Source organism: Chthonomonas sp. (assembly GCA_016788115.1).
In the GTDB taxonomy this organism is placed as follows: domain Bacteria; phylum Armatimonadota; class Fimbriimonadia; order Fimbriimonadales; family Fimbriimonadaceae; genus UBA2391.
On the sequence record JAEURR010000005.1, the window covers coordinates 425,175 to 447,074 of the forward strand.

The window sequence follows — 21,900 nt, forward strand, 5'->3', positions numbered from 1 at the left end:
TCATGGCTGCCGTCGCAATACAAAACGATCCGATGTTCCACGGCATCGTGGCGGAGTTCCACGCTTCGGAAGACATTCTGCGGGCCGCAAACCGCGTCCGAGAGGCTGGCTACACTCAGCTCGATTGCTACACGCCGTTCCCGGTCCACGGGCTCGATGACGCCATCGGCTTCAAGTGCGCCAAGGTTCAGTGGTCGATCTTCCTCGCGGGATTGGCCGGACTGGTGACCGGTATGGGACTGGAAGCGTGGGTGAACATGGTGGGCTACCCGATGAACGTCGGTGGTCGACCCAAGTTCAGCTGGCCGAGCTTCATCCCCGTGGCGTACGAGTGCACGATCTTGTTCGCGGGCCTGGCGGCAGCGATCTCGATGCTGCTGTTCAATGGTCTGCCCCGGCCATACCACCCGATCTTCAACACGCCCAACTTCGAGCGGGCCTCGCAGGACACTTTCTTCCTTTGCGTGGAGAAGTCCGATCCCAATTTCGACGAGAAGGAAGTTCACGCGCTGCTTCAGAAGCTTGGCGCAGTCAACGTGAGCAACGTGTACGGCGAAGAGCCGGAGGAAAGTAAGTGAGTCGATCCCAACTGCGCTCCATCACGCTGCTGGCGTGCGCTGGCGTGGTGATGACTGGATGCCACACCGACATGTGGGTCCAGCCCAAGCACCACCATCCGTACCAGAAGAACGAGCTGTTTGACGATGGCATGAGCTCGCGGCCACTCGTCGAGGGCACGGTCCCCATGGGCGGCGCAAAGACCGACAGCGCACGATTCGAGGGGCGCGTGGACGGCAAGCTCGTGAACGCACTCCCGGCCACGCTCACGATCCTTGGCGAAAAGGTGGATACCAAGAAGGACCTGAAGAAGGTTTTGCAGCGCGGTCAAGAGCGATTCCACATCTATTGCTCGCACTGCCACGGCGACACGGGCGACGGCAAGGGGATGATCTCGCAGCGCGGATTGGTCCTCAAGCGCCCGCCAGCCAGCTACCACACGGATCGCCTGCGCAATATGCCGTTGGGCCACTTCTACAACGTCATCGCACGCGGCTACGGCACGATGTACAGCCAAGCGAGCCGCGTGAAGACCGACGACCGCTGGGCGATCGTAGCCTACATTCGGGCGCTGCAGATGAGCCAGAACACCAAAGCCAGCGAATTGACCGCCGAAGAGTTGAAAATGCTGAACAATCCCGGATCGACGAAACCGACAGTTGAGAAGACGGGAGGGCACGAATGAGCGAGCAGCACAACAATGCTCCTGGCTTGAACTTTGCCCGCCTAGGTAACACCGGCTTGATCCTCGCGATCATGGGCGTCGCAGTCACGATCCTGAGCTACACCGTTTCGAAAGAGACGTTCCTGAGCTCTTACGTTTTTTCGTACATGTTCTGGGTGTCGCTGACGCTGGGCTGCCTTGGGTTGGTCACGCTGCATCACACGGTGCGCGGCAGCTGGGGACTGGCGACGCTGCGGCTCTTCGAAGCGGGCGGTGGACCCCGCATGCTCATCACCTTCTTGCTGCTCTTCGCGCCAATCGCGCTGGGCATCAATGAGGTCTACCACCACTGGACCCATCCAGATCCGGCGGACCTGATTCTGGCCCACAAGCAAGGCTATTTGAACGTTCCGTTCTTCCTTGCGCGCACGGTGCTCTACTTCCTCGTCTGGATCGGGTTCTCGGCGTACTTCAAGCGCAGTACCCGCCAAGACGACAACTCTCCCGACCCACGACTGGGAGCCAAGCGCTCTTCGTGGGGCGCGGGCGGGATCATCGCGTTCGTCATCACGATGACCTTCGCGATCACCGACTGGGTGATGTCGCTCGATCCGCACTGGTTCTCCACCATCTACGGTTTCCTTTTTGTGATCTACTCCTCGCTGGCGGCACTCTCGCTCGCGACGTTCATCATCACCCGATACAAGAACGTTGAGCCCTACAAGAGTGTGGTGACCCCCGCGCTGCAACGCGACCTCGGCAACCTGCTGTTCATGTTCACCATGCTGTGGGGATACATGACGGTCAGCCAGTTCCTAATCATCTGGTCGGGCAACTTGCCGGAGTTCACGTCCTACTTCGCAAACCGACAGGGTGGGTTCTGGAACCTCCTCGGCGCGTTCAATGTGTTCTTCGCATTCTTCCTGCCCTGGACCGCGCTGCTCTCGCCGCGCGCCAAGCGAGACACCAACAAGCTGATGTGGCTGGCGGTACTGATCTTCGTGATGCGTATCCCGGACTGGTACTGGATCATCATCCCGTTCTTCCGCGATCACTTCGCATGGACGGACGTCACCTGCTTCCTGAGCTTGGGCGCATTCTGGTTCTGGACTTTCGGCAAGGAAGCAAGCCAATCGAATCTTCTCCCTGCTCACGATCAACGCCTTGTCGAGACCAAGAAACAATCGGAGGCTGCTCATGTCCACGCATAACGAACCTGAGAACCCACAAGAACTTGAGAAAGCCGTCAGCGCCGGTTACGAGCATCGAGACTTTGACTTCGGCAAGATCGGCAAGGGATCGAGCGTTAGCCTTGTGATACTGTGCGCGGTGTCGCTGGTAGCCACATTCCTCGTGCTCATGATCTACGACCGTGTCGTCCAGGGCCGCAGCTCGTTCATGTCCACCTTCGACCGACAGTCGCCGAGCGGGCGTGCAACGCTTCCGCCTGCGCCGCTGCTCCAAAGCAACATCACCGCGAAGACCGACATCGCCGACCTACGCAAGGCTGAGCTCGAAGCGATGACAACCTACGGTTATGTGGACAAGGAAAAGGGCATCGTGCGCATCCCGGTGGATGCGGCGATCGACCGACTGGCCAAAACGGGGCTTAGCGCGTCAGCCCCGGCCGCCCAGGAGGCAACAACTCCGTGACATACCGAGCCGCACTGGGTGTTTGCGCGTTGGCATTGATGCCGTGGGTGTCCCACGCTCAATACACTGATTCGTCGGGCGCACTCAACCCGAAGATTACGGACAACATCGGCATCGATGACAAGCGTCGATCGATCGTGCCCCTGGCTACCGAGTTCACGGACGAGTCCGGCAAGAAGATCTTGCTACGCGACGTCATCAAGACGCGCCCCGTGATCGTCATGCCGATCTTCTACAACTGCAACAGCTCCTGCAACCTGATCTTTAATGGCGTGCTGGACTGTGTCCGTGACTTCAAGACTTTCCGACTTGGCCAGGATTACGATATGGTCTGCATCAGCATCGACCCGGCCGAAACCGCAAAGGATGCGATGAAGAAAAAGGGACTGATCAGCGAAGTCGTCCACGATACGCTACATAAGCAAGGTGTCGAGAACGGATGGCACTTTCTCACCGGCTCGCCAAAGTCGGTCCAGACCGTGACTCAGGCGCTCGGCTTTCGCTATCAGCTCAAGCAAACTGCGGATGGAACCCTGATCAATCACCCGGCTGGGATCATGATCCTCACCCGCGACGGCGTCATTTCCCGCTACTTCTATGGCGTGGACTACGTGCCCAAGATGGTGATGGACGCGCTGAAGACCGCAGACGCGCAAAAGATTGGTCCGGAAGCACAGAAGATCCTATTCGGATGCCTGGAGTACGACCCTACCAAGGGCAAGTACAAGCTCGTCGTCTTGCAAGCACTCAAGGTCAGCGGTATCGCGACCGTTCTCGCTCTGATCTGCAGCATCGTCGTCATGGAGCGACGCCGACGGACGAGCACACCCAATTGAAAATGAAGTCATCTGCCAAGGATTCGCAACAATGAACAACTGGACGATTCGGTTTGCGCCAGAAAAAGCAAGTAACTTTGCTGGGCCGCACGATGCGCTGTTCTACACGATCAGCGCGCTGGCTGCGGTCTTCACGCTAATCGTGGGCGTGATGGTGATCTACTTCGTCGCGAAGTATCGACGAGGCACCCATGTCGATCGCTCCAATCCGGTTCATGACAATCACAAGCTGGAGATGATCTTCCTTGGGATCCCAACACTCTTGGGCCTAGGCATCTTCGCGTGGTCTTCCAAGATCTACCTGGACATGCGCACACCGCCGAAGGACGCTTACGAGATTTTCGTCATCGGAAAGCAGTGGATGTGGCATGTGCAACACCCGAACGGAGTTCGTGAGAACAATGAGATTCACCTGCCCATCGGACGACCGGTCAAGGTCACGATGATCTCGCAAGACGTGATCCACGGTTTCTATCTCCCCGAGATGCGGGTGCAGTACCACGTGGTGCCGGGCCGGTACACGCAGCTCTGGTTTGAACCAACCAAGACGGGCAAGTTCCACCTCTTCTGCACAATCCACTGTGGCACGCAGCACTCGGAGATGGGTGGCTACGTCTACGTGAATTCGCAACGAGAATTTGACGAATGGCTTGCCTCGGGCGGCAACCGCTTCAATCCAAAGCCGAAGACCATCGTCGAGCAAGGCAAATATTACTACGACGAGTTTAACTGCGGTTCGTGCCACGGTCCGAATAACACCTCCGATGGCCCGTCTCTGGTCGGAATTTATAACACGCGCCGCGAGTTTGAGAATGGCACTTCGGGCACCGTCGATCAGAACTACATTCGTGAGTCGATCATCAACCCGTACGGCCGAATCACGAAGGGCTATGACACGAGCATGCCTGTGTACGAGTACAAGAAGCAGATCAGCGAAGAGCAGCTGCTGGCCATCGTCGAATACATCCGATCTATGACCCCTGGAGCGGCCGCTGTACCAGCATCCGCCGGGAACCCGACACCAGCCGGTGCAGCGACTCCGGCGCAACCTGAGAGGCAGCAATTATGAGCGAGGTGTCCACACACAGCGCAACCACTGAGAAGGTCAACTACTTAAACGTCTCGCACACCTTGAAGTCCTGGCTGTTGACCAAGGACCACAAGCGGATCGCGATGCTGTATCTCATCAGCGTCACGTTCTTCTTCTTCCTGGGTTCCTTGGCCGCCTCGATGGTTCGCATCGAGTTGACGTCGCCGCGCGGCCTGCTGATGGCCAGCGAAACGTACAACAAGATGTTCACCGCCCATGGCGTGATCATGATCTTCTTCTTCCTGCTCGTCGCCATTCCGGCGGTGTTCGGGAACTTTTTGGTGCCATTGATGGTGGGTGCCCGGGACCTTGCATTCCCCAGGCTCAACCTGCTGAGCTGGTACCTCTTCATGATCGCGGGCCTGTTCGGCTTGGTTGCCATGATGTGGGGAGGCGTCGATACCGGCTGGACCTTCTACACCCCGCTGAGCTCCATGTATTCGAACTCGCAGGTGACGATGGTGCTCGTCGGAGCGTTCATTGCGGGCTTTTCCAGCATCGCAACGGCCGTCAACTTCATCGCAACCATTCATAAGATGCGCGCTCCCGGCATGACTTGGTGGCGACTGCCGCTCTTCATCTGGGGCCACTACGCGACTTCGCTTATCATCCTTCTGGGCACGCCCGTCGTCGCCATCACGCTGCTGCTGGTGGTGCTTGAGCGCACGATCCACCTGGGCGTTTTCAGCCCAGAGTTGGGTGGCGACCCGGTGCTCTTCCAGCACATGTTTTGGTTCTACTCGCACCCGGCGGTCTACATCATGATCCTGCCGGCCATGGGTGTCATCAGCGAGATCATCTCGTGCTTCTCGCGAAGCCGCATCTTCGGTTACCGATTCGTGGCGATGTCATCGCTCGGTATCGCCGGTCTCGGCTTCTTGGTCTGGGGACACCACATGTTCATCTCCAGCCAATCGATGTACCAGGGCGTGTTCTTCTCGCTCGTGAGCTTCCTCGTCGCGGTCCCGAGCGCCATCAAGGTGTTCAACTGGTCGTTCACGATGATCAAGGGTTCGATCTGGTTGAGCGCACCCATGGTCTACGCCATCGGCTTCTTGGGGCTCTTCGTCATCGGCGGTCTCACCGGCCTGTACCTGGCCTCGCTGGCCACAGACGTCCACCTCACCGGTACGTACTTCATCGTCGCGCACTTCCACTACGTCATGGTCGGTGGAACGGTGCTCGCGTTCCTGGGCGCATTGCACTTCTGGTGGCCCAAGATGACGGGCCGTATGTATCCCGAGACGCTGGCAAAGTACAACGCCGTGGTCGTCTTCCTAGGTTTCAACCTTACGTTCTTCCCGCAGTTCATCGCGGGCTACATGGGGATGCCGCGACGGTACCACTACTACTACTTCAACACGGACTTCCAGATCTGGCAGATCGCTTCGACCCTCGGGTCTTCGGTCCTCGCCGTCGGATTCATCCTTCCCGCCTTCTACCTGCTCAAATCGCTCAAGAGCGGCAAGCTCGCTCCACCCAACCCGTGGGGCGCGAAGGGCTTGGAATGGGAGACCGATTCGCCTCCAGATCCACACAACTTCCACGAGATCCCGGTCATCACCGGCGATGCCTACGACTACGACGCAGAAGCGGATGAGCGCGTTTACGAACGCGAGCGAGCCGCTCGAGGGGAGGACTAACGATGGGCCACGGGCACAGCGATCGCTTAGCTCCGGGCGAGTACGGAGCGGTCTTCGAGCAGTTCGAAGATCTCGAACAGCAGAACGAGAGCTACGTCGTCGGCATGTGGGCGTTCTTGGTCACCGAAGTCATGTTCTTCGGAGCCCTCTTCTGGATGTACAGCCTGTACCGCTGGAAGCACCAGCCGTACTGGTACGAAGTCCACAAAGAACTGCACATTCCGATGGGCGGCCTCAACACGGTCATCCTCCTGACTTCGTCCTTCACGATGGCGATGGCGGTCTACTACGCGCAGCACCGGCAAAAGCGTGCTCAGCTTATGTGTCTGGGCGCGACGATTGCGTGCGCTTGCGGATTCTTGGTTGTTAAGTTCTTCGAGTACAAGGAGAAGATTGCGCACCACCTGCTGCCAGGCGCGAACTTCCAGTGGCACAACGACAAGGTGCCCGCGGGCGTCGCTGAGCTCTTCTTCAGCCTGTACTTCGCCATGACGGGGCTGCACGGCCTTCACGTCATCATCGGCATCCTCATCATCGGAACCTTGGCAATCCTCGTCCACCGCGACAGCGTGTTTGTCAAGAACGACTACATCCCGACCGAGCTCATCGGTCTCTACTGGCACTTTGTGGACCTCGTGTGGATCTTCCTATTCCCGTTGTTCTACTTGATGCCCCAATAACGCCATGGCCGGAAAAACTCACGCTCATCCAACTAGGTTCGAACTCGGGAGAAACTTCTTCCTGCTGATGGTGTTCATGGGAATCACCGTGTTCGTGGCCTACTTCCCAGTACACGCGTTCTCGGGTCCCTGGAACTCGTTCATCAACAACGTGATCGCCATGGGCATCGCGGTCATCAAAGCCTGCCTCGTCATCTGGTTCTTCATGGGGGTCAAGTACTCGTCCAACCTGACCAAGATGTACGTCGTGCTCGGCTTCGGGACGTTCCTGCTGATGTTCCTGTCGTTCATCGACTACGGCACGCGCCGCTATGAGCCGGTGCGAGGCTGGGAGAAGCAGACCCCTACCGCGCTGCAGCGCGTAAGGGACAATACTCCGATTGAGAACACGGGTCTCGGAGATCCTACGCCCTAATCAAGGGTTTCGCCGGTCAGCCGTTTGAGCTCGCCCTCTACCCAGAGGGCGAGCTCTTCGTTCGAGTCGTCGTTGGTGACCATACGCCGATCGCCAAACTCCGCGCGGATGGAATGAAGGCTTGGTCGAGGCACCAGACTGCCGTAGGGCATCACTCGGTTCGTCCCTTGCAGACCCAAGCACACCATCGGAACCCCCGCTTGGCGTGCCACGAGCATTGCTCCGGGCAACACCTCTTGAAGTAGGCCCGTGGCACTGAGCTGGCCCTCCGGGAAGATGCATACGCAGTGCCCAGCCTTCAGGCGGTTGATCGCCTCGCGCAGTGCGCCTCGGTCTGGAGCGCCGCGTTTCACCGGAAACGCTTGCCACCAACGCAAGAACCAGCCAACGCTCGGCATTTCGAAGAGCTCACTCTTCGCCATGAAGTGGACGTGCCTTGGGGTCGCGATTTGGACCACTGGTGGATCACAGTCCGACCGGTGGTTGGCGACGATGAGCACTGCTCCCTTGTCGGGCACCGACGCGCTACCGCGCACCCGGACCGCACCGAGCACCCAGAACAGCCCTCGCGCAATCCCAACCACCAGCCGGTAGCCGAGCTTCAAGACTTGACCCCCGCCAGCAGCGTCGCGACCGCCTCGGGATAGGCCTGGTGCTCAAGCTGGAGTACCCGCGCCGCCAAAGTCTCGACAGTGTCATCGGAGAGAACTTCGCATCGCTTCTGGAGCAAGATCGCACCCTCGTCGTACTCTTCGGTAACCAGGTGTACTGTGCAGCCAGACTCCGACTCCCCGTGGGCCAGGACCGCCTCGTGCACGTGCATCCCGTACATCCCTTTGCCGCCGTACTTGGGCAGCAATGCGGGATGGATGTTCAGGATGCGGCCCGCAAAGGCCTGCACGACGATCCGCGGGAGCAGGCTCATGTACCCAGCGAGACAGATCACGGTCGGCCGCGCCGATTCGAGCACCCGCATGAGGCCCGAGGCGTACGATTCGCTCTTGGGTGATACGACCTCGACGGTGATTCCAAGCTGGGTCGCGACGGCGCAGGCCGGTGCGTCGATCCGGGCGCAAATCACGAGCACGGGGTCGGCGGCGAGCCGCCCGTCAGAGCAAGCGGTCACGAGATTGGCCATGTTCGAACCACGACCTCTTGAACCTACGAGGATGACCATTCGCGCCTGCACGACGCAGATCGTACCCGCCTGAAACACTCCCGGCATTTATGCCAGATTGTCCTTTCTAGGTTTGAACAGGACCCCAAAATGCAGTTCAATAGGGGTTACGGGAACGCGCTGCATGCAGCCAAGGAGAGTCCCGTCCCTGACACGGGGTCACCGGCCTCCACACAAGTCTATGAGGCGGACCTACGGTTGGGAGTGAAGGTCAGAGAGAGGAGAAGGCGCGGGTTGAGAGCTTCAGGTTCTCCCCGCGCTTCATTTTGTGCGGATCGATTCGGCCAGCAGCCGATGGAAGTGGTGAGTCCCGATCTCTCGCAGCGGTGAGAAGCGTCCCCGATCGTAGTAGCGCGAACGCAATCCACGCTGAACCGCCTCGACGACCACCTCGTCTTCTCGCTCTACGCGGTCTAGGTCTGCACCGGCCCCGCCCTCTGGCTTTCGGTCGCCCCACACGTAGCGAATAAAGCTCACGCGTGTGAGGTCTTGGGCAAGCGGTCGCACGACGTTCACACTGAGCCCCCACGGGTAGAAGTTCAGCATCAGGTTCGGGAAGACCCACCAATAGTAGGCGGAGATCGCGCGTCCGAAGTCGGGCGAACTGGGAGGCAAGTCGAAGACACCCTGGCCGTCTTTGGACTCCGCGAGCTGCAGATTCGCGTAAGGGTACAGCTCCGTGGCGTACGTGTCGTAGTCGACCGTTTCGTTCAGAGCCGCGTGGATGAACGGGATGTGGAACCCCTCCAAATAGTTATCGACGTACAGCGCCCAGTGGGACTTCACCACATAGTCCCGCGACTCCTCCGGAACGTACCGAAACTCATGCAGTGGAAGCCATCCCAAGCGATCCACAATCGGGCCAAATACCTCGCTGAACGGGGCAACCGGGGTCAAGGAGGTGAAGAGGTACGGCCCGAATGCCTCCAGCGGGACTTGCGGCAGATGATCCGCTTCGGTGGGGAATCCCTCCACGCCTTCGAACTCGGGCATGTGCTGGAACTGACCGTCGAGCCCGAATCTGCGACCGTGGTATCGACAACGTAGGTACCGCTCGTTCCCCGCGCCTTCGCACACGAGCATGCCGCGGTGCGTGCAGACGTTGCTCAGACACCGAAGCTGGTCCTTGGAATCGCGCGTGAGCAGGAGCGGCTCATCCAAGACTCCCGGCAAGAGGGTGAAGGGCCACACCTGACCGGGGATCTTGACGGGATCGGAGTCTCCAATCCACTGCCAGCTCGACCCAAACACCGACTCTTTGGCTGATTCCCATATTTCGGTATCCGAATAAAACTCAGCCGGAAGCGTACTCGCCTTGCGGATATCAGGATCGACAAAGAACCGAGAATCACTCATACGGCGGCCTTGAGGATGCTAGCCCGGCTCAGTCCGGCAGTTGGTGCCCAAGTTTGGTGCGCTTGGTCTCAAGGTAGCGCTGGCTGTACTCATTCGGCTCACTAACAATCGGCACTTGCTCTACGATTTCTAGTCCAAAGCCTGTGAGCCCGCTCACCTTTTTGGGGTTGTTGGTCATCAGACGGATCTTCTGAATCCCGAGGTCGGCGAGCAACTGCGCACCCTGACCGTAGTCGCGTAAGTCCGCCTTGAAGCCAAGCGCCAGGTTCGCCTCGACCGTGTCGAGACCCTCGTCCTGGAGCTTGTAAGCGCGAAGCTTGTTGAGGATGCCGATGCCGCGGCCTTCCTGCTCAATGTAGATGACCACGCCGCGACCCTCCGCTTCGATGCGGTGAAGCGCGAGCTGCAACTGGTCGCCGCAGTCGCAACGCAGGGAGCCCAGGATGTCGCCGGTGAGGCAGGAGCTGTGCATACGGACGAGCACGGGCTCCTCGGTCGCGACGTCGCCTTTGATGATGGCGAGGTACGGCGTGCCATCCAAGGTGCCTTCGTAGGCCGAGATGGTGAACTCGCCAAAGTGGGTCGGGAACTGGATCGGACCTGCGACCATCTTGATCAGCTTTTCGGTGCGGCGGCGGTAAGCGATCAGATCGGCGATCGTGAGGACTTTGAACCCATGCTCCTTGGCGAACGGGATGAGGTCGGGTAGCCGCATCATCGTGCCATCGGCGTTCAGGATTTCGCAGCCGAGGGCGACCTTCTTCATGCCCGCCAGCTCCATTAGGTCCACGCTCGCTTCGGTGTGGCCCGCGCGCCGCAGTACGCCCCCCTTCTCTGCTCGCAGGGTCAACATGTGGCCCGGGCGTCCAAGGTCTGTGGCGGTGGCAGAATCGTTGACAAACACCTTGACGGTGGCCGTTCGATCGGCGGCGCTCACTCCCGTGGTTGTGCCTTCGAGCGCGTCGACCGTCTCGCCCATTGCAGTGCCGAGGCGCGCGGTGTTTTGCTTCGTCATCATGGGGATGCCGAGCTGTTCGAACCGTTCCGACGTGGTAGCGATGAACGGCACGCCGCGGCCATACGTGATCATGAAGTTCATCGCATCGGGCGTCACCGATTCGGCAGCCATGATGAGATCGCCTTCGTTCTCGCGGTCGGGGTCGTCGACCACGATGATCATCTTGCCTTCGCGCAAGTCGGCGAGCGCGTTGGTCACGTCTGCGAATTCCATAGCACTATTCTACGCGCTGAGGATGCGGACCAACGCGTCGTTGACGTAGATCACGTCGCGCCCGACCTTGTGTGCGCGGAGAAGCCCGATCGATTCGAGCGCCTGGAGGTACACGCTCGCTGTTTGCCGCTTGGCGAGATCGCGTTCTTCGAGGTGGCTGATCCGCGTGTACGGCTGTTCGAACACGAGCTCGATGAGCTCCTTCGTGAAGACTTTGGGCACCTCCGCCCGGGCTCGCTCTGCGGCGACGATCGCCGCATCTTGAATCTGAACGATCTTGTACCGGGTGGCAACACTCGTGGTCTCGATCGCATCCAGGATGAAGAGCACCCAATCTTCCCAGGCCCCCTCTTCTGTCACGCGCCGGAGGCCCGCATAGTACTCCGCCCGGTTCTCGATGAAGAATCGGCTGAGGTAGAGCACCGGCCACTCTAAGAGCTTCTTCTGGACGAGCTGCAAGATGTTGAGCACTCGGCCAGTACGTCCGTTGCCGTCGGGAAATGGATGGATCGCCTCGAACTGGTAGTGGGCGACCGCAAGCTTGACCAGCGGGTCGGCTTCGTCGTCGCGATCCCCGATGTAGTCGCACAGGTTCGCGAGCAACGACTCGATGAGTTCGCGTCCCACTGGCGGCGTGTACACCACGGCACCGGTCTTGCTGCTCGCGATCTGCGTACCCGGGCGAGAGCGCAGGTCGATCGGCTCTTGCTTCAACGCCTGGCACAGCCGCACGATGAACGGCGTGTTGATGGGCTCGCCAACGGACACATGGTGGTAGCCCATCCAAACCGCATCTTGGTAGCGCAGCACCTCCTTGGTGTGCGGATCGGTCGCGGGCAGCTTGCTCCCGGCAGCGCGATAGAGCTCGTCGTGGGTGGTGAAGATGTTCTCGATTTCGCTGCTGGTCTTGGCTTCTTGCAGCACGATGGAACGCATGAGGATCGCCGGGTTCGGTAGCAAGTGGCAGGCGGCCTTCAGTTCGGCGAGGGCAGCTCGGGCCGAGATCGCTTTCTTCAGGACTGCACGCGTTTCGATCTCGACGCTCGGCGGGAGGAGCGGGAGCCCATTGTGCGGCTTTGTTGGATCGTGCATCGTGTTCAAACCATCGACAGATTAGCTGATCATGTCGAAAATTTGCCAGAAAATCGACATATCTTGAAATTGTGTCGATGGCCCCTAGGCACTTTCACCGTGCTGCTTGGGATCGAATCGGCCCGTGCGGGCGAAGTGCGCGAGCCGAGCGTCGCACCGCTTGAGGTAGGTCGGGATGTAGTCCAGGAGCTCGCGATTGTTTGTCTGAACGATGTCATTGGCAAGCAGAACGGCCCGCGCGGCGACGATCACCTCGAACTGTCGTTCCGAGAGACCATGTGCGTCGGGGCCCGAGCCGAACCCTTTCCACATCGCTGCCTCCAGCAGCTCGGCGCGCCGGTGGTTGCGCAGGTAGTAGAGGGTTACCGCGGGATCGAGGATGGGGCGCCCGGCTACGCAGTCGTCAAAGTCAAACACGGCAAGTCTCCCGCCGTGAAACTTGAGGTTGTGGCCGTGAAGATCATAGTGCAGCGGGATGGCGGGCGTAGACCTCAGAACTTGGAACGATTCCTGCGCTTCGGCAACCACCTCCCGAAACAGCGGCAGGTCCGCCGGATGCCCGCGCAGGTCGAGCGGTAAGCCGAGCAGCGGGTCCGTGATCTCCTTGAGTTCGGCACGAGACGAGAGCTCGAGCGTCCGGGTGTTCCGGTGGAGCGCACGCATGGCCATGCCTAGCGATTCGTAGCTCGCTACAGTCTCTCTACCGGCGAGATTTGGGCCGGGCAACCATTCGAACAATAGGCAAGGCAGCGGGCGGTCGAAGCCCGAATCATCGATCAGAACGAGGGGCTCACCGGAGCGTGCTTTCACGAGTCGGGGGGTGTCCAGGCTGGGCTCCTGCTTAAGATGCTCAAGCCAGTCCACTTCCGCGTACGTCTCGGGCAGGCTATGCACCGAGTTGACGTTGATCCGCAGGGCATATCGTTCGCTGTGGGTCGTGACGCGAAACGTCGTGTTGAATCCGTGATTGATCAGTCTTAACTCAGCATCGGTCATCCCCCAAGCACCGAGCGCCTGGACCGCGATGCGTCGCATGCGGTGGGCTTGCCCGCGAAGGGATAGGGAGGGATACGGCTGCGGCATGATCGGGGTGAATTATGGCCTGATGCGGGGTCAGTGTCACCGGGACCCGGTTCGTCCGTCAGTCATACTAGGACTCACAAATGCTGACCGCCGCCATCACCCTGCTGCTGGGCACCGCCCTCCGCGAAGAACCCGCCCTCCCTAAGACTTTTGAGGAGGTCCAGCGTTCAATTGGGGTCGATATGCGCAAGCTGAAGGCGTACCGCGACAGCTGGCTCCTGACGACGACCACGCCCACAGACAAAGTGACCTTGCGCGTGACGCGGAGCATCGACGGAGACCGCGGGGCGCTCTCGGTATCCGCGGGCGGGCAACCCGTCTTGCTGCTTGGATCGAACGCGAAGATGAGCTACTTCATCTACACCGGACGTGAGATGGTCGCCAAATTCGATGGGGGGAATGCGTGGCTTGGTCGGACCCCGACCATCGATCCAAAGTTCTTGCAAGACGGGGACTTCAACATGAATTTCGACGGGATTTACGATCTCATGGTCTCAAGCCGTCCGGGGTTGACTCTCACCAAGATCGAGAATTCACTGTTCGAGGGAGTGGCCGCCAGGTTGGTCAGCGCACAGGCCAAACGGCCGGGATCGAACTCCGGAGTCACTGTGCGCATTTGGGTTGGACCCGACACATTCGTTCCGCTTCGCGCCGAAGCGGATGTGGTCGCGGCCAACGGCACCAAACTCAAGTTCACCGCGGTCCGTGATCGTGTCGATACCGCTGCGAAGTTCCCAGAAAAAGAGTTCGATTACCCCGAGGATTTGGCCACCGGATACCAAACGGTCGAATGGAAAATGCTCGTTCCAGGGTTTGCACAATCGCGGTGAGCGCTTCGTTCCAGATCGTTGTCCCTACCATTCGGCAGCAACTGCCGGGATTTGCCGAAGCGTTGGAATCGATTCGCCAGAGCTTCACGCTGCCGACCGAGCTCGTGATCTTGGACGGGAGTGCGGGGAAGCCTGCGGCGCTGAACGCCGCGGTGGACACCTTACTCCTGGAGTCTAGGCACGAGTTCTACGTCACACTGGATGACGACGTCGTCCCGGCGACCGGATGGCAAGAGGTCGCCGTGCGGGCATTCCGCGATGTACCGGATTTGGGGTGCGTGGCCCCCTGGTACGGCGACACTCCCGAGATGCTGGAGCTCATGGGCGCGAGCCGCATCGGACAGGAGGAGCGCATCGGTTCGACTCGGCTTCGGACCTGTCTGAAGGGGCATCACCTGCTCGGGGGGATGCTCATCTTCCCGGCTGAGGTTGCCCGACACGTGGGAAAACTGCCCGACCGTCCGGAGAAGTACTTGATCTGGGAAGACGCGTGGCGTGGCAGGCGGGTGCTAGCGCAGGGGAAACGGCTCGGGTTCCTCATGGATGCGCACGTCCGACTCATTGAATACACCGATCCTCAGGAGTATCTCGCAGAAAAGCGCCTCGAAATCGAGTCTGCGCGGAGAGATCAGGATCGATTTTTGAGTGCAACCGGCATTCGAGACCCATGGTTGATTCGATTTCGACGGTGGGCGTACAAGATCCGCACCCGGTCCTAACTCACCCCGGCAAAAAGCTGGGCTTTGGGCCATTCGAGGGGAGCAAAACGTAGAGTTTTTCTGTCGTGAAACGCCATAATCGAGCCTAAGAACGTGACGACCCACTACGAAGTTTTGGGTGTCGATTCCGAAGCTAAGGTCACGACCCTCAGACAAGCTTATCGACGCCTCGCGCGAAAATTCCATCCGGATGTGAATGCCGATCCAAAGGCTCACGAGCGGATGGCAAAGATCAATGCTGCCTTCGAGACCCTCATCGATCCCGATCGACGGCGAGAGTACGATGCGACGCTGAACGTGGGCCCACCGCTGGGCACCGATGTGCCAACCGAGACTGTCCACCGCGAGCCGGACACCGTCCGCGCCTCGATGCTGTACAAGCTGCGCGAGCACAAGACCCCGATTTACAGCCTGAGCTTTGCTCCGGACACCAACGGCCTCGTTTCCAGTTCTTTTGACAATGAGGTCCTCTGGTGGAATCCCGAGACCTACGAACTGGAGCGACGCCTGAAGCTTGAAGGAGGCGTGGTGAGCACGGTGAAGGCGCTCACCGAGGATCGCGTGGTCGCCGCTGGCAGTAGCGAAAGCGTGGTTTCGGTTTGGATGCTTTCGGGAGACCGAGTGGCAAGCTGGCGCAACAGTCCGCTGGAGTGGGTCAGCTGCGTGGGCGTCTCGACCGACGGGCGCAACGTCGCCATGGGCTCGGTCCACCACACCTTGCAAGTTTGCCGAGCCAAGAGCGGTGATGCCGTCTTCGCTGGCACCGGCCACACTCAGAGTGTGACCGCCGTGGCATGGTCACCGGACGGGCGATTCGTCGCGACCGGTTCCGCCGACGCGACCGTGAACCTGTGGTCAGGCGTGAGCGGCCGCGAGCTCCACACGTTCAAGGCCGTGCGGTCCACCGTGACGGCACTCGCTTTCTCCCCAGATTCGGACTTGCTGGCCGTCGCTGCGGTGGACCTGTCGATCCGGATTTTCCGCCTGAGCGACCTGCAACCGGTCAAGGCTTTCTTCGGTCACGAGAAACCGATCGAGCAGATCGCCTTCCATCCTGAGGGCGTTCTGTTGGGATCAGTGGCACGGGACGGACAGATGCGACTGTGGAACGTTTCGCAGGGACGCGGTCATGCCAGCGTGGTGGCAAGCGCGCAGCCACTCAGCTGCATCGCGTTCAGTCCGGACGGCACAAAGCTCGCGACCGGCGGCCTCGATAAGGTGCTGCGCGTTTGGGATCTTCAGTTCATGAAGAGCCGCTAAACTAGACCGAGCGAATCGAACTTCTTGCCAAGGATGGCGCTCGAGTCTGCTCCCATCCAATCGTCCAATGCAGTCGCGTACACCTGCCTGAAGTCGATGGAGTAGCGCAGATCGCCGTCGGCTAAGTTCTCCAGGTCGGGCATTGGGCCGTAGAGTCCACCCTTCACGCGCGATCCGACCAAGAACATCGGCGCGGCGGCGCCGTGATCCGTACCGTGGCTCGCATTCTCGTACGACCGGCGACCAAACTCGCTGAAAACGAGCACCACTACCTTCTTGTCCTTGCCGATCGCGGCCATCTCGGCTTGGAAGGCAGCGATGGCGTCGCCAAAACCTTGCAGCAGGTTCGCGTGCTGATCGGGCTGGTTCGCGTGGGTATCAAATCCGCCGGCGCTGAAATAGACCACGCGCGTCTGCGGCGAAGTCGCGACAATCTGTGCGATCTGACGGAACCCTTCGCCGAAGCGATCTTTGCCGTAAGTTTGAGTCGGTTTGAACTTGGTGAGTTGATCACGCAAGACCACCATCGCATCGAGCGCGGCCCGATTCGCATCGACAACCACTTGGCCCGCCGAACCCGATGAGCCCACCCCGGATATCTCGCGCAGACGTCGCTCCGCATCGGGATCGCCGACCATCGCCTGGATATCGGCGAGCGATGCAAAGCACGGAATCGACGCCTTATCGGCCTGAAGCGCGAGGGGCTTCTCAGTCGAAAGTCCAATCGTCAAGACCGGATTGCTAGCGGCGGTCTTAGAGAGCGAATCGGTGGTCCGGCCGACCCAACCGTACTTGAGCGTCTGCTCCGGCGAAGCCGACTGCCAGATGTCCATGCTCTTGAAGTGCGAGCGGTTCGGGTTGGGGTAGCCAACGTTTTGAATGACCGCTACATGTCCGGACTTATACAAACCCGCGAGCCCCGCGAGCGCCGGATGGAACCCAATTTGCTCGTTGATTTTCAGGACGTCGCTCTCTTTGACAGCGAGCGTCGGGCGCAGTTGGTAGTAGCGGGAGTTCGCGTAGGGAACCACCGTATTCAGGCCGTCGTTCCCGCCGCTGAGCTGGCACACCACAAGGACGCAATCGGGGTCGAGCTTGCCGCCCTTGCTCTGCCGCACAACATCTGCCCGGGCAATCGTGCTCAGCCAGCTGGGCGCGACCAAACCGACGGCGATCATGCCGGAAGATTTCATGAAGTTTCTTCGAGTGATGTTGTCGTTCATGGTTCAGGCTCCGCTCCACACTATTGTAGGACAGGACGGTCTGCGGCTCACAAAGTTCACCTTCGGTACACTGCGGGCGTATGCGTGAGCCCATCAGCCCGCTGTCCATCATATCGGCGCTTGCACTTGCAGGGCTTACCATCGGCGTGTTTGCCATTCAGGCGTCCTCATCGGGTCCAGAGAACGCGGTCAAGCGCTTGCACATGTCGATCCTGGGACGCAATGGGCGAGATGTGGTGAGTCAGTTCCTTCCCGACCACCGAGGCGATAACTCCATGGCATGGCTCGTCGATCAAGCCGCGTATCACCTCTCTCGCGGGACTTCGTTCGAAGTTCGGCCCGCGGAGATGCTCGATTCCGGAGTCGCGCAGGTCATCACGGTGTACACCTATTCGAACGGCGGAACCGCAGCCATGGTCTGGCGTCTGAGACGCATCAACCGGAGCTGGAGGATCGATCCGGTCGTCTCGCAGAATTTGAACCTGTTCAGTGGGGTTTAATGGTTTCGATGAGAGTTCGGGGACGAGCTAGCCTCCTGTTGATTCTGTGCGTTGCCGCGGCCTTGTTGGTCGTGGGTGTCCTGCTCTTCAGCAAGGAGGGGGTCTCGACGTCGGCGACGCGCTTTATGTCTGCGTTGGCTCAGGGCGATGTCAAGACGCTTAGCGACAACAGCTTTATGGACGGCGTCTCCAAAGAGGACCTCACCAAGCGGTGGGAGAAGACGGTCAAGGTCGGGGAACACTACATGTTCCGGTGGCATATCTTGAGCGAAGCGCAGAGTGACGACAACAACGCCTCGGTGCGCGTTGCTGTCATGCGAAATGCCAACTCCGAATCCAGCTACGATGAGAACTTCGGGCTCGCGCTGGTCAAGAAGGACGGCAAGTGGCTGATTGACGTCAAGCAGCTTTCCCGCCAGATGTACCCCGGCCTACCTCGCTAGTCGAGGTGGTCGCGTACGGCCGCGAGGAGCTTCGCCGCTGCGCCGACGTTGGCGGTGTGACCCGAACGCTCGGCCACCACGGACAGGTGGAGCGGTGGGATTCCAGCCAAGTACAGGTCACCAATCAAATCAAGGAGTTTGTGGCGTGCGGGCTCGTCGGCGAACCGTGGCGTTCCGAGGTATCTGGCCTTCCCGATCGCAAAGGCGCTTTGCTCGTCGAGCCCCTGACCTAGCCCCATCTGCTTGAGCGCCGGAAGCTCTGACTCAAAGGCGAAGGTGCGCGCAGGCGCTACCTCCGCGGCGTAAACCCCGGGTGTGAGTACCACTTCGAACTCCTGCAATCCCGGAAACCGATCACCGCTCGTGAATGTGTAGCGCCACCGGCCTTCACCGCGACCCATGGCGATCTCGTGGGCTTCGCCTTTCTCGTACACCCGGGCGAACAGACCGTCGATGGTCCGAGCGGGGAGCGCCTGATGCGGCATCTGCATAATTTTCGAGAAGTAAGCTTGAGCACAACCGTCGAGACCCGGAAGCTCTGGCGCGCCGGAAACTTCGACCTCGCAGTCAGTGATACCGGCAACGGCGAGCGCACTCATGAGGTGCTCAATAGTGCTGATCTCACCCAGCTTGGTGCAGCGCGTCGTGTCGGTGACTTCCGATGGCACTGCCGCGTAGCGGTTTGCGCCGTACCGAAACGCGATGCCATTTTCCCCGGGGTGGACGGTGACAGTAACAGCCTGGCCCCCGTGGAGACTCAGCCCGCTAAAAGAAACAGGTTCAGTAATAGTTTTCCGTTTAATCTCGATCATTTTGAAGTAACTTCTCCAGGGCTGCGATCCGTTTTTGGAGCTCGGGAATCGAGCGAATCGAGGCAAGTCGCCGCAGCTCTTCCTTCACGGGGATGGCCGGGGTACCCCAGTATTCTCCAGCGATTGTGATGTCCTTGGTCACGCCGGTGCGCCCACCGAGGACGCTACCGTCTGCCACCGACGCATGGTCGGTGATCGCTGCCTGGCCGGCCACTACGACTCCATTGCCGACCGAGGAACTACCCGCCATCGCAACGCACGCCGCAATCACGGTGTGGTGGCCAACTTTCGCGTTGTGCGCGATCTGCACCAGGTTGTCAATCTTTGTACCACTACCGATGACAGTGTCGCCGCAGGTTGCTCGGTCGATGGTCGTATTCGCGCCGATCTCCACATCGTCACCGATGAGTACGCCACCGACTTGGGGGACTTTACGGTGCGCACTACCGTCCCAAGCAAACCCGAATCCATCGGCACCCAGGACCGCGCCGGAGTGGATGATGCAACGTTCGCCGACACGAACATCTTGGACTAGCACCACGCGGGGGTAGATGACGGTATTCGCCCCGACGCTGCACCCCTCACCGATGAAACTGAGTGCATGAATGACCGCTCCGGAGCCGACGGTGGCTCCGGCTTGGATTACCACTCCAGGGCCGATCCTTGCGTCAGAAGCAACCGACGCGCCGGGCTCAATGACGGCGGACGAATGGATGCCGCGACCAAGTGGAAGGGGACGGTCGAACATGGCCAGCACCCGGCCAAATGCCGCCCGCGGATGGGCTAGCCGGATAGTTGGCACATCGAGTTCGGAAGCGTCCATGGGGACGAGAGCCGCCCCAACACCGCTCCCCCGAATCTTTGCCAGAAACGCCTCTTTCTCCCCAAACGTGATTCCATGCGGGTCCGGGTTGCCCGCTTCGACCGGTCGAGTGATTTCAAGGTCGGCTGGACCGCGCAGTTCGCCGCCCAGGAGCGTCGCCAATTCACTGAGCGTCATGGGCGTGCCTCGCTGCGCCAATTGAGAAACTCGTCGGTCGCGTCTCGTGCGCCTCGACCCGTGCTCGTAACGATGCGGTAGCCGCGCAGCTTCGCCCAGATCTGCACCTCTTCCAGCAGTGCCTTGGACGGAGCGGCGGGCAGACGCTGAGATTTTCGCGACGGTGCAGGCACCTTGACGCTACCCAGGGGCATCGTGGTGATTTGCGCACCGCCGATGCCAGGAGCAAACTTCGGTACGTCCACTGTGGCGTTAGCGCTGGGGTCAAAGAGGTCGCGGTTGGCGCGGGCCTTCGCCTCGCTCCAAGCGCGTTGGAGCGCCTGATCTTCGAGCAAGGCGGTGCGGACCCGGTTCGAGACGATCCAAGCGTCCACTCCAACGTCGATGTCACGAAGGATCGCGGCGACATCGCGGTCGAATCTTGCATCCATTCGATCGATCTCTTCGCGGATGGGGACCACATGCTGGGATCCACCCATCATCCACGGTCGCCAGAGAATCGGCGTCATTGCTCCACGATCGGGGTGGCCAATCCGGTTCGCTAGTTTGGTCCGCAGACGGCCCATCTCGTCCGATGTTGCGACGAACCGACGGTCGATCTGGTCATATCCCTCGCTGATCAGGGCATCGACCGAGGGTCGTGACTCCGACGCACGCGCCTCTTCATCATCCGTGACTTCGCGCAGGTACTGTTTCTCAAGCGACGAGCGAAGGCGCTTGATGGTCCGCTCACGGTTCGCCTCCATCCGGGCAGACCAGTTGACGCCGGAATCAAGAGGAGATTCGCCCAAGTTCGCGGCGGGCAGCGCAGAGATCGCTGCAGTTTCGGCCGGTCCGAGCGCGGCAGTGGTGAGAGAAACTTCGGTGGTGGCCACCGTCCGCGCGGGAATGTTGACCCGCGAAAGGTCCACGGTGACGGGGCGTAGTGCCGGGCTTGCGCACCCGGCGAGCACTACGCCCAGCAGAATCCAATGGAGCTGCGGCTTACCGCGCCGCATTCAGGGCCTTCACGCCCGCCTCCGTGAGATCGTTTGCTCCGTACGGCGCGACACTTGCCTCGAAGACGACGCTGTACCCCTGCTGCTTGGCGAGGTCCTTCAGCACCTGACGGGCCTTGGTGACCGTCGCCGTGCGAACCGACGTTTCGATCTGATCAAGCTCGTTCTGGAACTCCTCGCTCCACTGGCCCATCACTTCGCCCATCGTCTGAGCACGGTTGTTATAGTCCTGAAGAGCCAGTCGGTCGGCATCGGTCGGGTTCGGCTTCTGCAGCAGCTTGTTGCGGTTGTCGCTGGCATCCATGACTTCCTTGCGGATGCGGTTGATCTCGGCCTTATCGGCCTCGGTCGCGTTCTCCTTCAGAGTCAGGGTGCGCAGCTTGTTGGCCTGGTCCGTGGTCAAAACGCCGTACTTGCGGATGAAATCCAGGAGGTCCCGGCGCGACGCCAGCGCGGCGTTCAGAGTTTGCTCGTTCTTAAGCCCAAGTTCACTCGTGGAAACCATGCGCTGCATGTCCACGACCCCGGTCTTCTCGGACCCGCTCTGGAATCCGGCCGTCCCGAGTGTGACCGCCAGCGCTGCGGCGACGATCCATCCAAACATTGAAGTGTTGATTTTCATAATGGTTGTTTGTGG

Annotated in this window: 25 protein-coding genes; 14 read left to right on the forward strand and 11 right to left on the reverse strand. The window is 60.1% G+C overall.

Annotated elements, in window-relative coordinates; all coding sequences use genetic code 11:
* The first annotated feature begins 2 nt into the window (after window positions 1-2).
* Genes JNM85_04635 through JNM85_04675 form a run of 9 tightly spaced genes read left to right on the forward strand, consistent with a single transcriptional unit; the run spans window position 3 to window position 7,539 of the window.
* The gene (locus JNM85_04635) at window positions 3-578 is read left to right on the forward strand and encodes a DUF3341 domain-containing protein (GenBank protein ID MBL8087343.1); all 576 of its coding nucleotides are present in this window, start codon (window positions 3-5) and stop codon (window positions 576-578) included.
* Window positions 575-1,243, forward strand: a complete 669-nt coding sequence (locus tag JNM85_04640; protein MBL8087344.1) for a cytochrome c — start codon at window positions 575-577, stop codon at window positions 1,241-1,243. Before JNM85_04635 ends, JNM85_04640 begins: the two co-directional genes overlap by 4 nt.
* A complete protein-coding gene (locus JNM85_04645; protein MBL8087345.1) occupies window positions 1,240-2,433 on the forward strand; it encodes a hypothetical protein in 1,194 nt (397 codons plus the stop codon). The genes JNM85_04640 and JNM85_04645 overlap by 4 nt, the downstream gene beginning before the upstream one ends.
* The gene (locus JNM85_04650; GenBank protein ID MBL8087346.1) at window positions 2,420-2,875 is read left to right on the forward strand and encodes a hypothetical protein; all 456 of its coding nucleotides are present in this window, start codon (window positions 2,420-2,422) and stop codon (window positions 2,873-2,875) included. The genes JNM85_04645 and JNM85_04650 overlap by 14 nt, the downstream gene beginning before the upstream one ends.
* Window positions 2,872-3,711: an SCO family protein gene (locus tag JNM85_04655; GenBank protein MBL8087347.1), complete on the forward strand. Its 840-nt coding sequence runs from the start codon at window positions 2,872-2,874 to the stop codon at window positions 3,709-3,711. Before JNM85_04650 ends, JNM85_04655 begins: the two co-directional genes overlap by 4 nt.
* A gap of 31 nt (window positions 3,712-3,742) precedes the next feature.
* Entirely contained in the window at window positions 3,743-4,780 is a 1,038-nt protein-coding gene (coxB, locus tag JNM85_04660) for a cytochrome c oxidase subunit II (GenBank protein ID MBL8087348.1), read from the forward strand.
* The gene (locus tag JNM85_04665) at window positions 4,777-6,444 is read left to right on the forward strand and encodes a cbb3-type cytochrome c oxidase subunit I (protein MBL8087349.1); all 1,668 of its coding nucleotides are present in this window, start codon (window positions 4,777-4,779) and stop codon (window positions 6,442-6,444) included. The genes coxB and JNM85_04665 overlap by 4 nt, the downstream gene beginning before the upstream one ends.
* A 2-nt stretch (window positions 6,445-6,446) precedes the next feature.
* The gene (locus tag JNM85_04670) at window positions 6,447-7,124 is read left to right on the forward strand and encodes a cytochrome c oxidase subunit 3 (protein ID MBL8087350.1); all 678 of its coding nucleotides are present in this window, start codon (window positions 6,447-6,449) and stop codon (window positions 7,122-7,124) included.
* 4 nt (window positions 7,125-7,128) lie between these two features.
* Entirely contained in the window at window positions 7,129-7,539 is a 411-nt protein-coding gene (locus JNM85_04675) for a cytochrome C oxidase subunit IV family protein (protein MBL8087351.1), read from the forward strand.
* On the opposite strand, the gene JNM85_04680 is transcribed toward JNM85_04675, so the two are convergent.
* From JNM85_04680 to JNM85_04705, 6 genes are all read right to left on the reverse strand, one after another.
* Window positions 7,536-8,144 (reverse strand): 1-acyl-sn-glycerol-3-phosphate acyltransferase, encoded by a 609-nt coding sequence (locus tag JNM85_04680; protein MBL8087352.1) that lies wholly within the window; start codon window positions 8,142-8,144, stop codon window positions 7,536-7,538. The two genes, JNM85_04675 and JNM85_04680, sit on opposite strands and share 4 nt — an antisense overlap.
* Window positions 8,141-8,764: a phosphoribosylglycinamide formyltransferase gene (gene purN, locus JNM85_04685; protein ID MBL8087353.1), complete on the reverse strand. Its 624-nt coding sequence runs from the start codon at window positions 8,762-8,764 to the stop codon at window positions 8,141-8,143. Before purN ends, JNM85_04680 begins: the two co-directional genes overlap by 4 nt.
* Before the next feature lie 213 nt (window positions 8,765-8,977).
* Window positions 8,978-10,072: an aromatic ring-hydroxylating dioxygenase subunit alpha gene (locus JNM85_04690; protein MBL8087354.1), complete on the reverse strand. Its 1,095-nt coding sequence runs from the start codon at window positions 10,070-10,072 to the stop codon at window positions 8,978-8,980.
* A gap of 28 nt (window positions 10,073-10,100) precedes the next feature.
* A complete protein-coding gene (ribA, locus tag JNM85_04695; protein MBL8087355.1) occupies window positions 10,101-11,303 on the reverse strand; it encodes a GTP cyclohydrolase II in 1,203 nt (400 codons plus the stop codon).
* 9 nt (window positions 11,304-11,312) lie between these two features.
* Entirely contained in the window at window positions 11,313-12,395 is a 1,083-nt protein-coding gene (locus JNM85_04700; protein ID MBL8087356.1) for a Fic family protein, read from the reverse strand.
* 84 nt (window positions 12,396-12,479) lie between these two features.
* Window positions 12,480-13,430, reverse strand: coding sequence for a phosphotransferase (locus JNM85_04705; protein ID MBL8087357.1), 951 nt, complete (start codon window positions 13,428-13,430; stop codon window positions 12,480-12,482).
* Between the two features lie 128 nt (window positions 13,431-13,558).
* Here JNM85_04705 and JNM85_04710 point away from each other — a divergent pair, with 128 nt between their 5' ends.
* From JNM85_04710 to JNM85_04720, 3 genes are all read left to right on the forward strand, one after another.
* A complete protein-coding gene (locus JNM85_04710) occupies window positions 13,559-14,308 on the forward strand; it encodes a hypothetical protein (protein MBL8087358.1) in 750 nt (249 codons plus the stop codon).
* Complete coding sequence (locus JNM85_04715) at window positions 14,305-15,027, forward strand: hypothetical protein (GenBank protein ID MBL8087359.1); 723 nt, start codon at window positions 14,305-14,307, stop codon at window positions 15,025-15,027. Before JNM85_04710 ends, JNM85_04715 begins: the two co-directional genes overlap by 4 nt.
* Window positions 15,028-15,120: 93 nt before the next feature.
* Window positions 15,121-16,287, forward strand: a complete 1,167-nt coding sequence (locus JNM85_04720) for a DnaJ domain-containing protein (protein MBL8087360.1) — start codon at window positions 15,121-15,123, stop codon at window positions 16,285-16,287.
* Here JNM85_04720 and JNM85_04725 read toward each other — a convergent pair.
* Window positions 16,284-17,510, reverse strand: coding sequence for a DUF1501 domain-containing protein (locus JNM85_04725; protein ID MBL8087361.1), 1,227 nt, complete (start codon window positions 17,508-17,510; stop codon window positions 16,284-16,286). The genes JNM85_04720 and JNM85_04725 overlap by 4 nt on opposite strands.
* An 80-nt stretch (window positions 17,511-17,590) precedes the next feature.
* Between JNM85_04725 and JNM85_04730 the strand changes: the two genes are divergently transcribed.
* Window positions 17,591-18,010 carry a hypothetical protein gene (locus JNM85_04730; GenBank protein ID MBL8087362.1) on the forward strand — a complete coding sequence of 140 codons (420 nt, stop codon included), beginning with the start codon at window positions 17,591-17,593 and terminating at the stop codon, window positions 18,008-18,010.
* An 8-nt stretch (window positions 18,011-18,018) separates the two neighbouring features.
* Window positions 18,019-18,453 (forward strand): hypothetical protein, encoded by a 435-nt coding sequence (locus JNM85_04735; protein ID MBL8087363.1) that lies wholly within the window; start codon window positions 18,019-18,021, stop codon window positions 18,451-18,453.
* On the opposite strand, the gene JNM85_04740 is transcribed toward JNM85_04735, so the two are convergent.
* The 4 genes from JNM85_04740 to JNM85_04755 are packed head-to-tail and all read right to left on the reverse strand — an operon-like array spanning window position 18,450 to window position 21,885.
* Complete coding sequence (locus JNM85_04740; protein ID MBL8087364.1) at window positions 18,450-19,265, reverse strand: UDP-3-O-acyl-N-acetylglucosamine deacetylase; 816 nt, start codon at window positions 19,263-19,265, stop codon at window positions 18,450-18,452. The two genes, JNM85_04735 and JNM85_04740, sit on opposite strands and share 4 nt — an antisense overlap.
* Window positions 19,252-20,265, reverse strand: coding sequence for a UDP-3-O-(3-hydroxymyristoyl)glucosamine N-acyltransferase (gene lpxD, locus JNM85_04745; GenBank protein ID MBL8087365.1), 1,014 nt, complete (start codon window positions 20,263-20,265; stop codon window positions 19,252-19,254). Before lpxD ends, JNM85_04740 begins: the two co-directional genes overlap by 14 nt.
* Window positions 20,262-21,263 (reverse strand): hypothetical protein, encoded by a 1,002-nt coding sequence (locus tag JNM85_04750; GenBank protein ID MBL8087366.1) that lies wholly within the window; start codon window positions 21,261-21,263, stop codon window positions 20,262-20,264. Before JNM85_04750 ends, lpxD begins: the two co-directional genes overlap by 4 nt.
* Window positions 21,250-21,885, reverse strand: coding sequence for an OmpH family outer membrane protein (locus JNM85_04755; GenBank protein ID MBL8087367.1), 636 nt, complete (start codon window positions 21,883-21,885; stop codon window positions 21,250-21,252). Before JNM85_04755 ends, JNM85_04750 begins: the two co-directional genes overlap by 14 nt.
* Window positions 21,886-21,900 lie beyond the last annotated feature (15 nt).

Excerpts from the sequence above, each read along its gene's own strand:
- JNM85_04635 (MBL8087343.1), top strand. The coding sequence starts at position 3 with ATGGCTGCCGTCGCAATACAAAACGATCCGATGTTCCACGGCATCGTG.
- JNM85_04645 (MBL8087345.1), top strand. The coding sequence starts at position 1,240 with ATGAGCGAGCAGCACAACAATGCTCCTGGCTTGAACTTTGCCCGCCTA.
- JNM85_04650 (MBL8087346.1), top strand. The coding sequence starts at position 2,420 with ATGTCCACGCATAACGAACCTGAGAACCCACAAGAACTTGAGAAAGCC.
- coxB (MBL8087348.1), top strand. The coding sequence starts at position 3,743 with ATGAACAACTGGACGATTCGGTTTGCGCCAGAAAAAGCAAGTAACTTT.
- JNM85_04665 (MBL8087349.1), top strand. The coding sequence starts at position 4,777 with ATGAGCGAGGTGTCCACACACAGCGCAACCACTGAGAAGGTCAACTAC.
- JNM85_04670 (MBL8087350.1), top strand. The coding sequence starts at position 6,447 with ATGGGCCACGGGCACAGCGATCGCTTAGCTCCGGGCGAGTACGGAGCG.
- JNM85_04675 (MBL8087351.1), top strand. The coding sequence starts at position 7,129 with ATGGCCGGAAAAACTCACGCTCATCCAACTAGGTTCGAACTCGGGAGA.
- purN (MBL8087353.1), bottom strand. The coding sequence starts at position 8,764 with ATGCCGGGAGTGTTTCAGGCGGGTACGATCTGCGTCGTGCAGGCGCGA.
- JNM85_04690 (MBL8087354.1), bottom strand. The coding sequence starts at position 10,072 with ATGAGTGATTCTCGGTTCTTTGTCGATCCTGATATCCGCAAGGCGAGT.
- ribA (MBL8087355.1), bottom strand. The coding sequence starts at position 11,303 with ATGGAATTCGCAGACGTGACCAACGCGCTCGCCGACTTGCGCGAAGGC.
- JNM85_04700 (MBL8087356.1), bottom strand. The coding sequence starts at position 12,395 with ATGCACGATCCAACAAAGCCGCACAATGGGCTCCCGCTCCTCCCGCCG.
- JNM85_04705 (MBL8087357.1), bottom strand. The coding sequence starts at position 13,430 with ATGCGACGCATCGCGGTCCAGGCGCTCGGTGCTTGGGGGATGACCGAT.
- JNM85_04710 (MBL8087358.1), top strand. The coding sequence starts at position 13,559 with ATGCTGACCGCCGCCATCACCCTGCTGCTGGGCACCGCCCTCCGCGAA.
- JNM85_04725 (MBL8087361.1), bottom strand. The coding sequence starts at position 17,510 with ATGAACGACAACATCACTCGAAGAAACTTCATGAAATCTTCCGGCATG.
- JNM85_04730 (MBL8087362.1), top strand. The coding sequence starts at position 17,591 with ATGCGTGAGCCCATCAGCCCGCTGTCCATCATATCGGCGCTTGCACTT.
- JNM85_04735 (MBL8087363.1), top strand. The coding sequence starts at position 18,019 with ATGAGAGTTCGGGGACGAGCTAGCCTCCTGTTGATTCTGTGCGTTGCC.
- JNM85_04740 (MBL8087364.1), bottom strand. The coding sequence starts at position 19,265 with ATGATCGAGATTAAACGGAAAACTATTACTGAACCTGTTTCTTTTAGC.
- lpxD (MBL8087365.1), bottom strand. The coding sequence starts at position 20,265 with ATGACGCTCAGTGAATTGGCGACGCTCCTGGGCGGCGAACTGCGCGGT.
- JNM85_04750 (MBL8087366.1), bottom strand. The coding sequence starts at position 21,263 with ATGCGGCGCGGTAAGCCGCAGCTCCATTGGATTCTGCTGGGCGTAGTG.
- JNM85_04755 (MBL8087367.1), bottom strand. The coding sequence starts at position 21,885 with ATGAAAATCAACACTTCAATGTTTGGATGGATCGTCGCCGCAGCGCTG.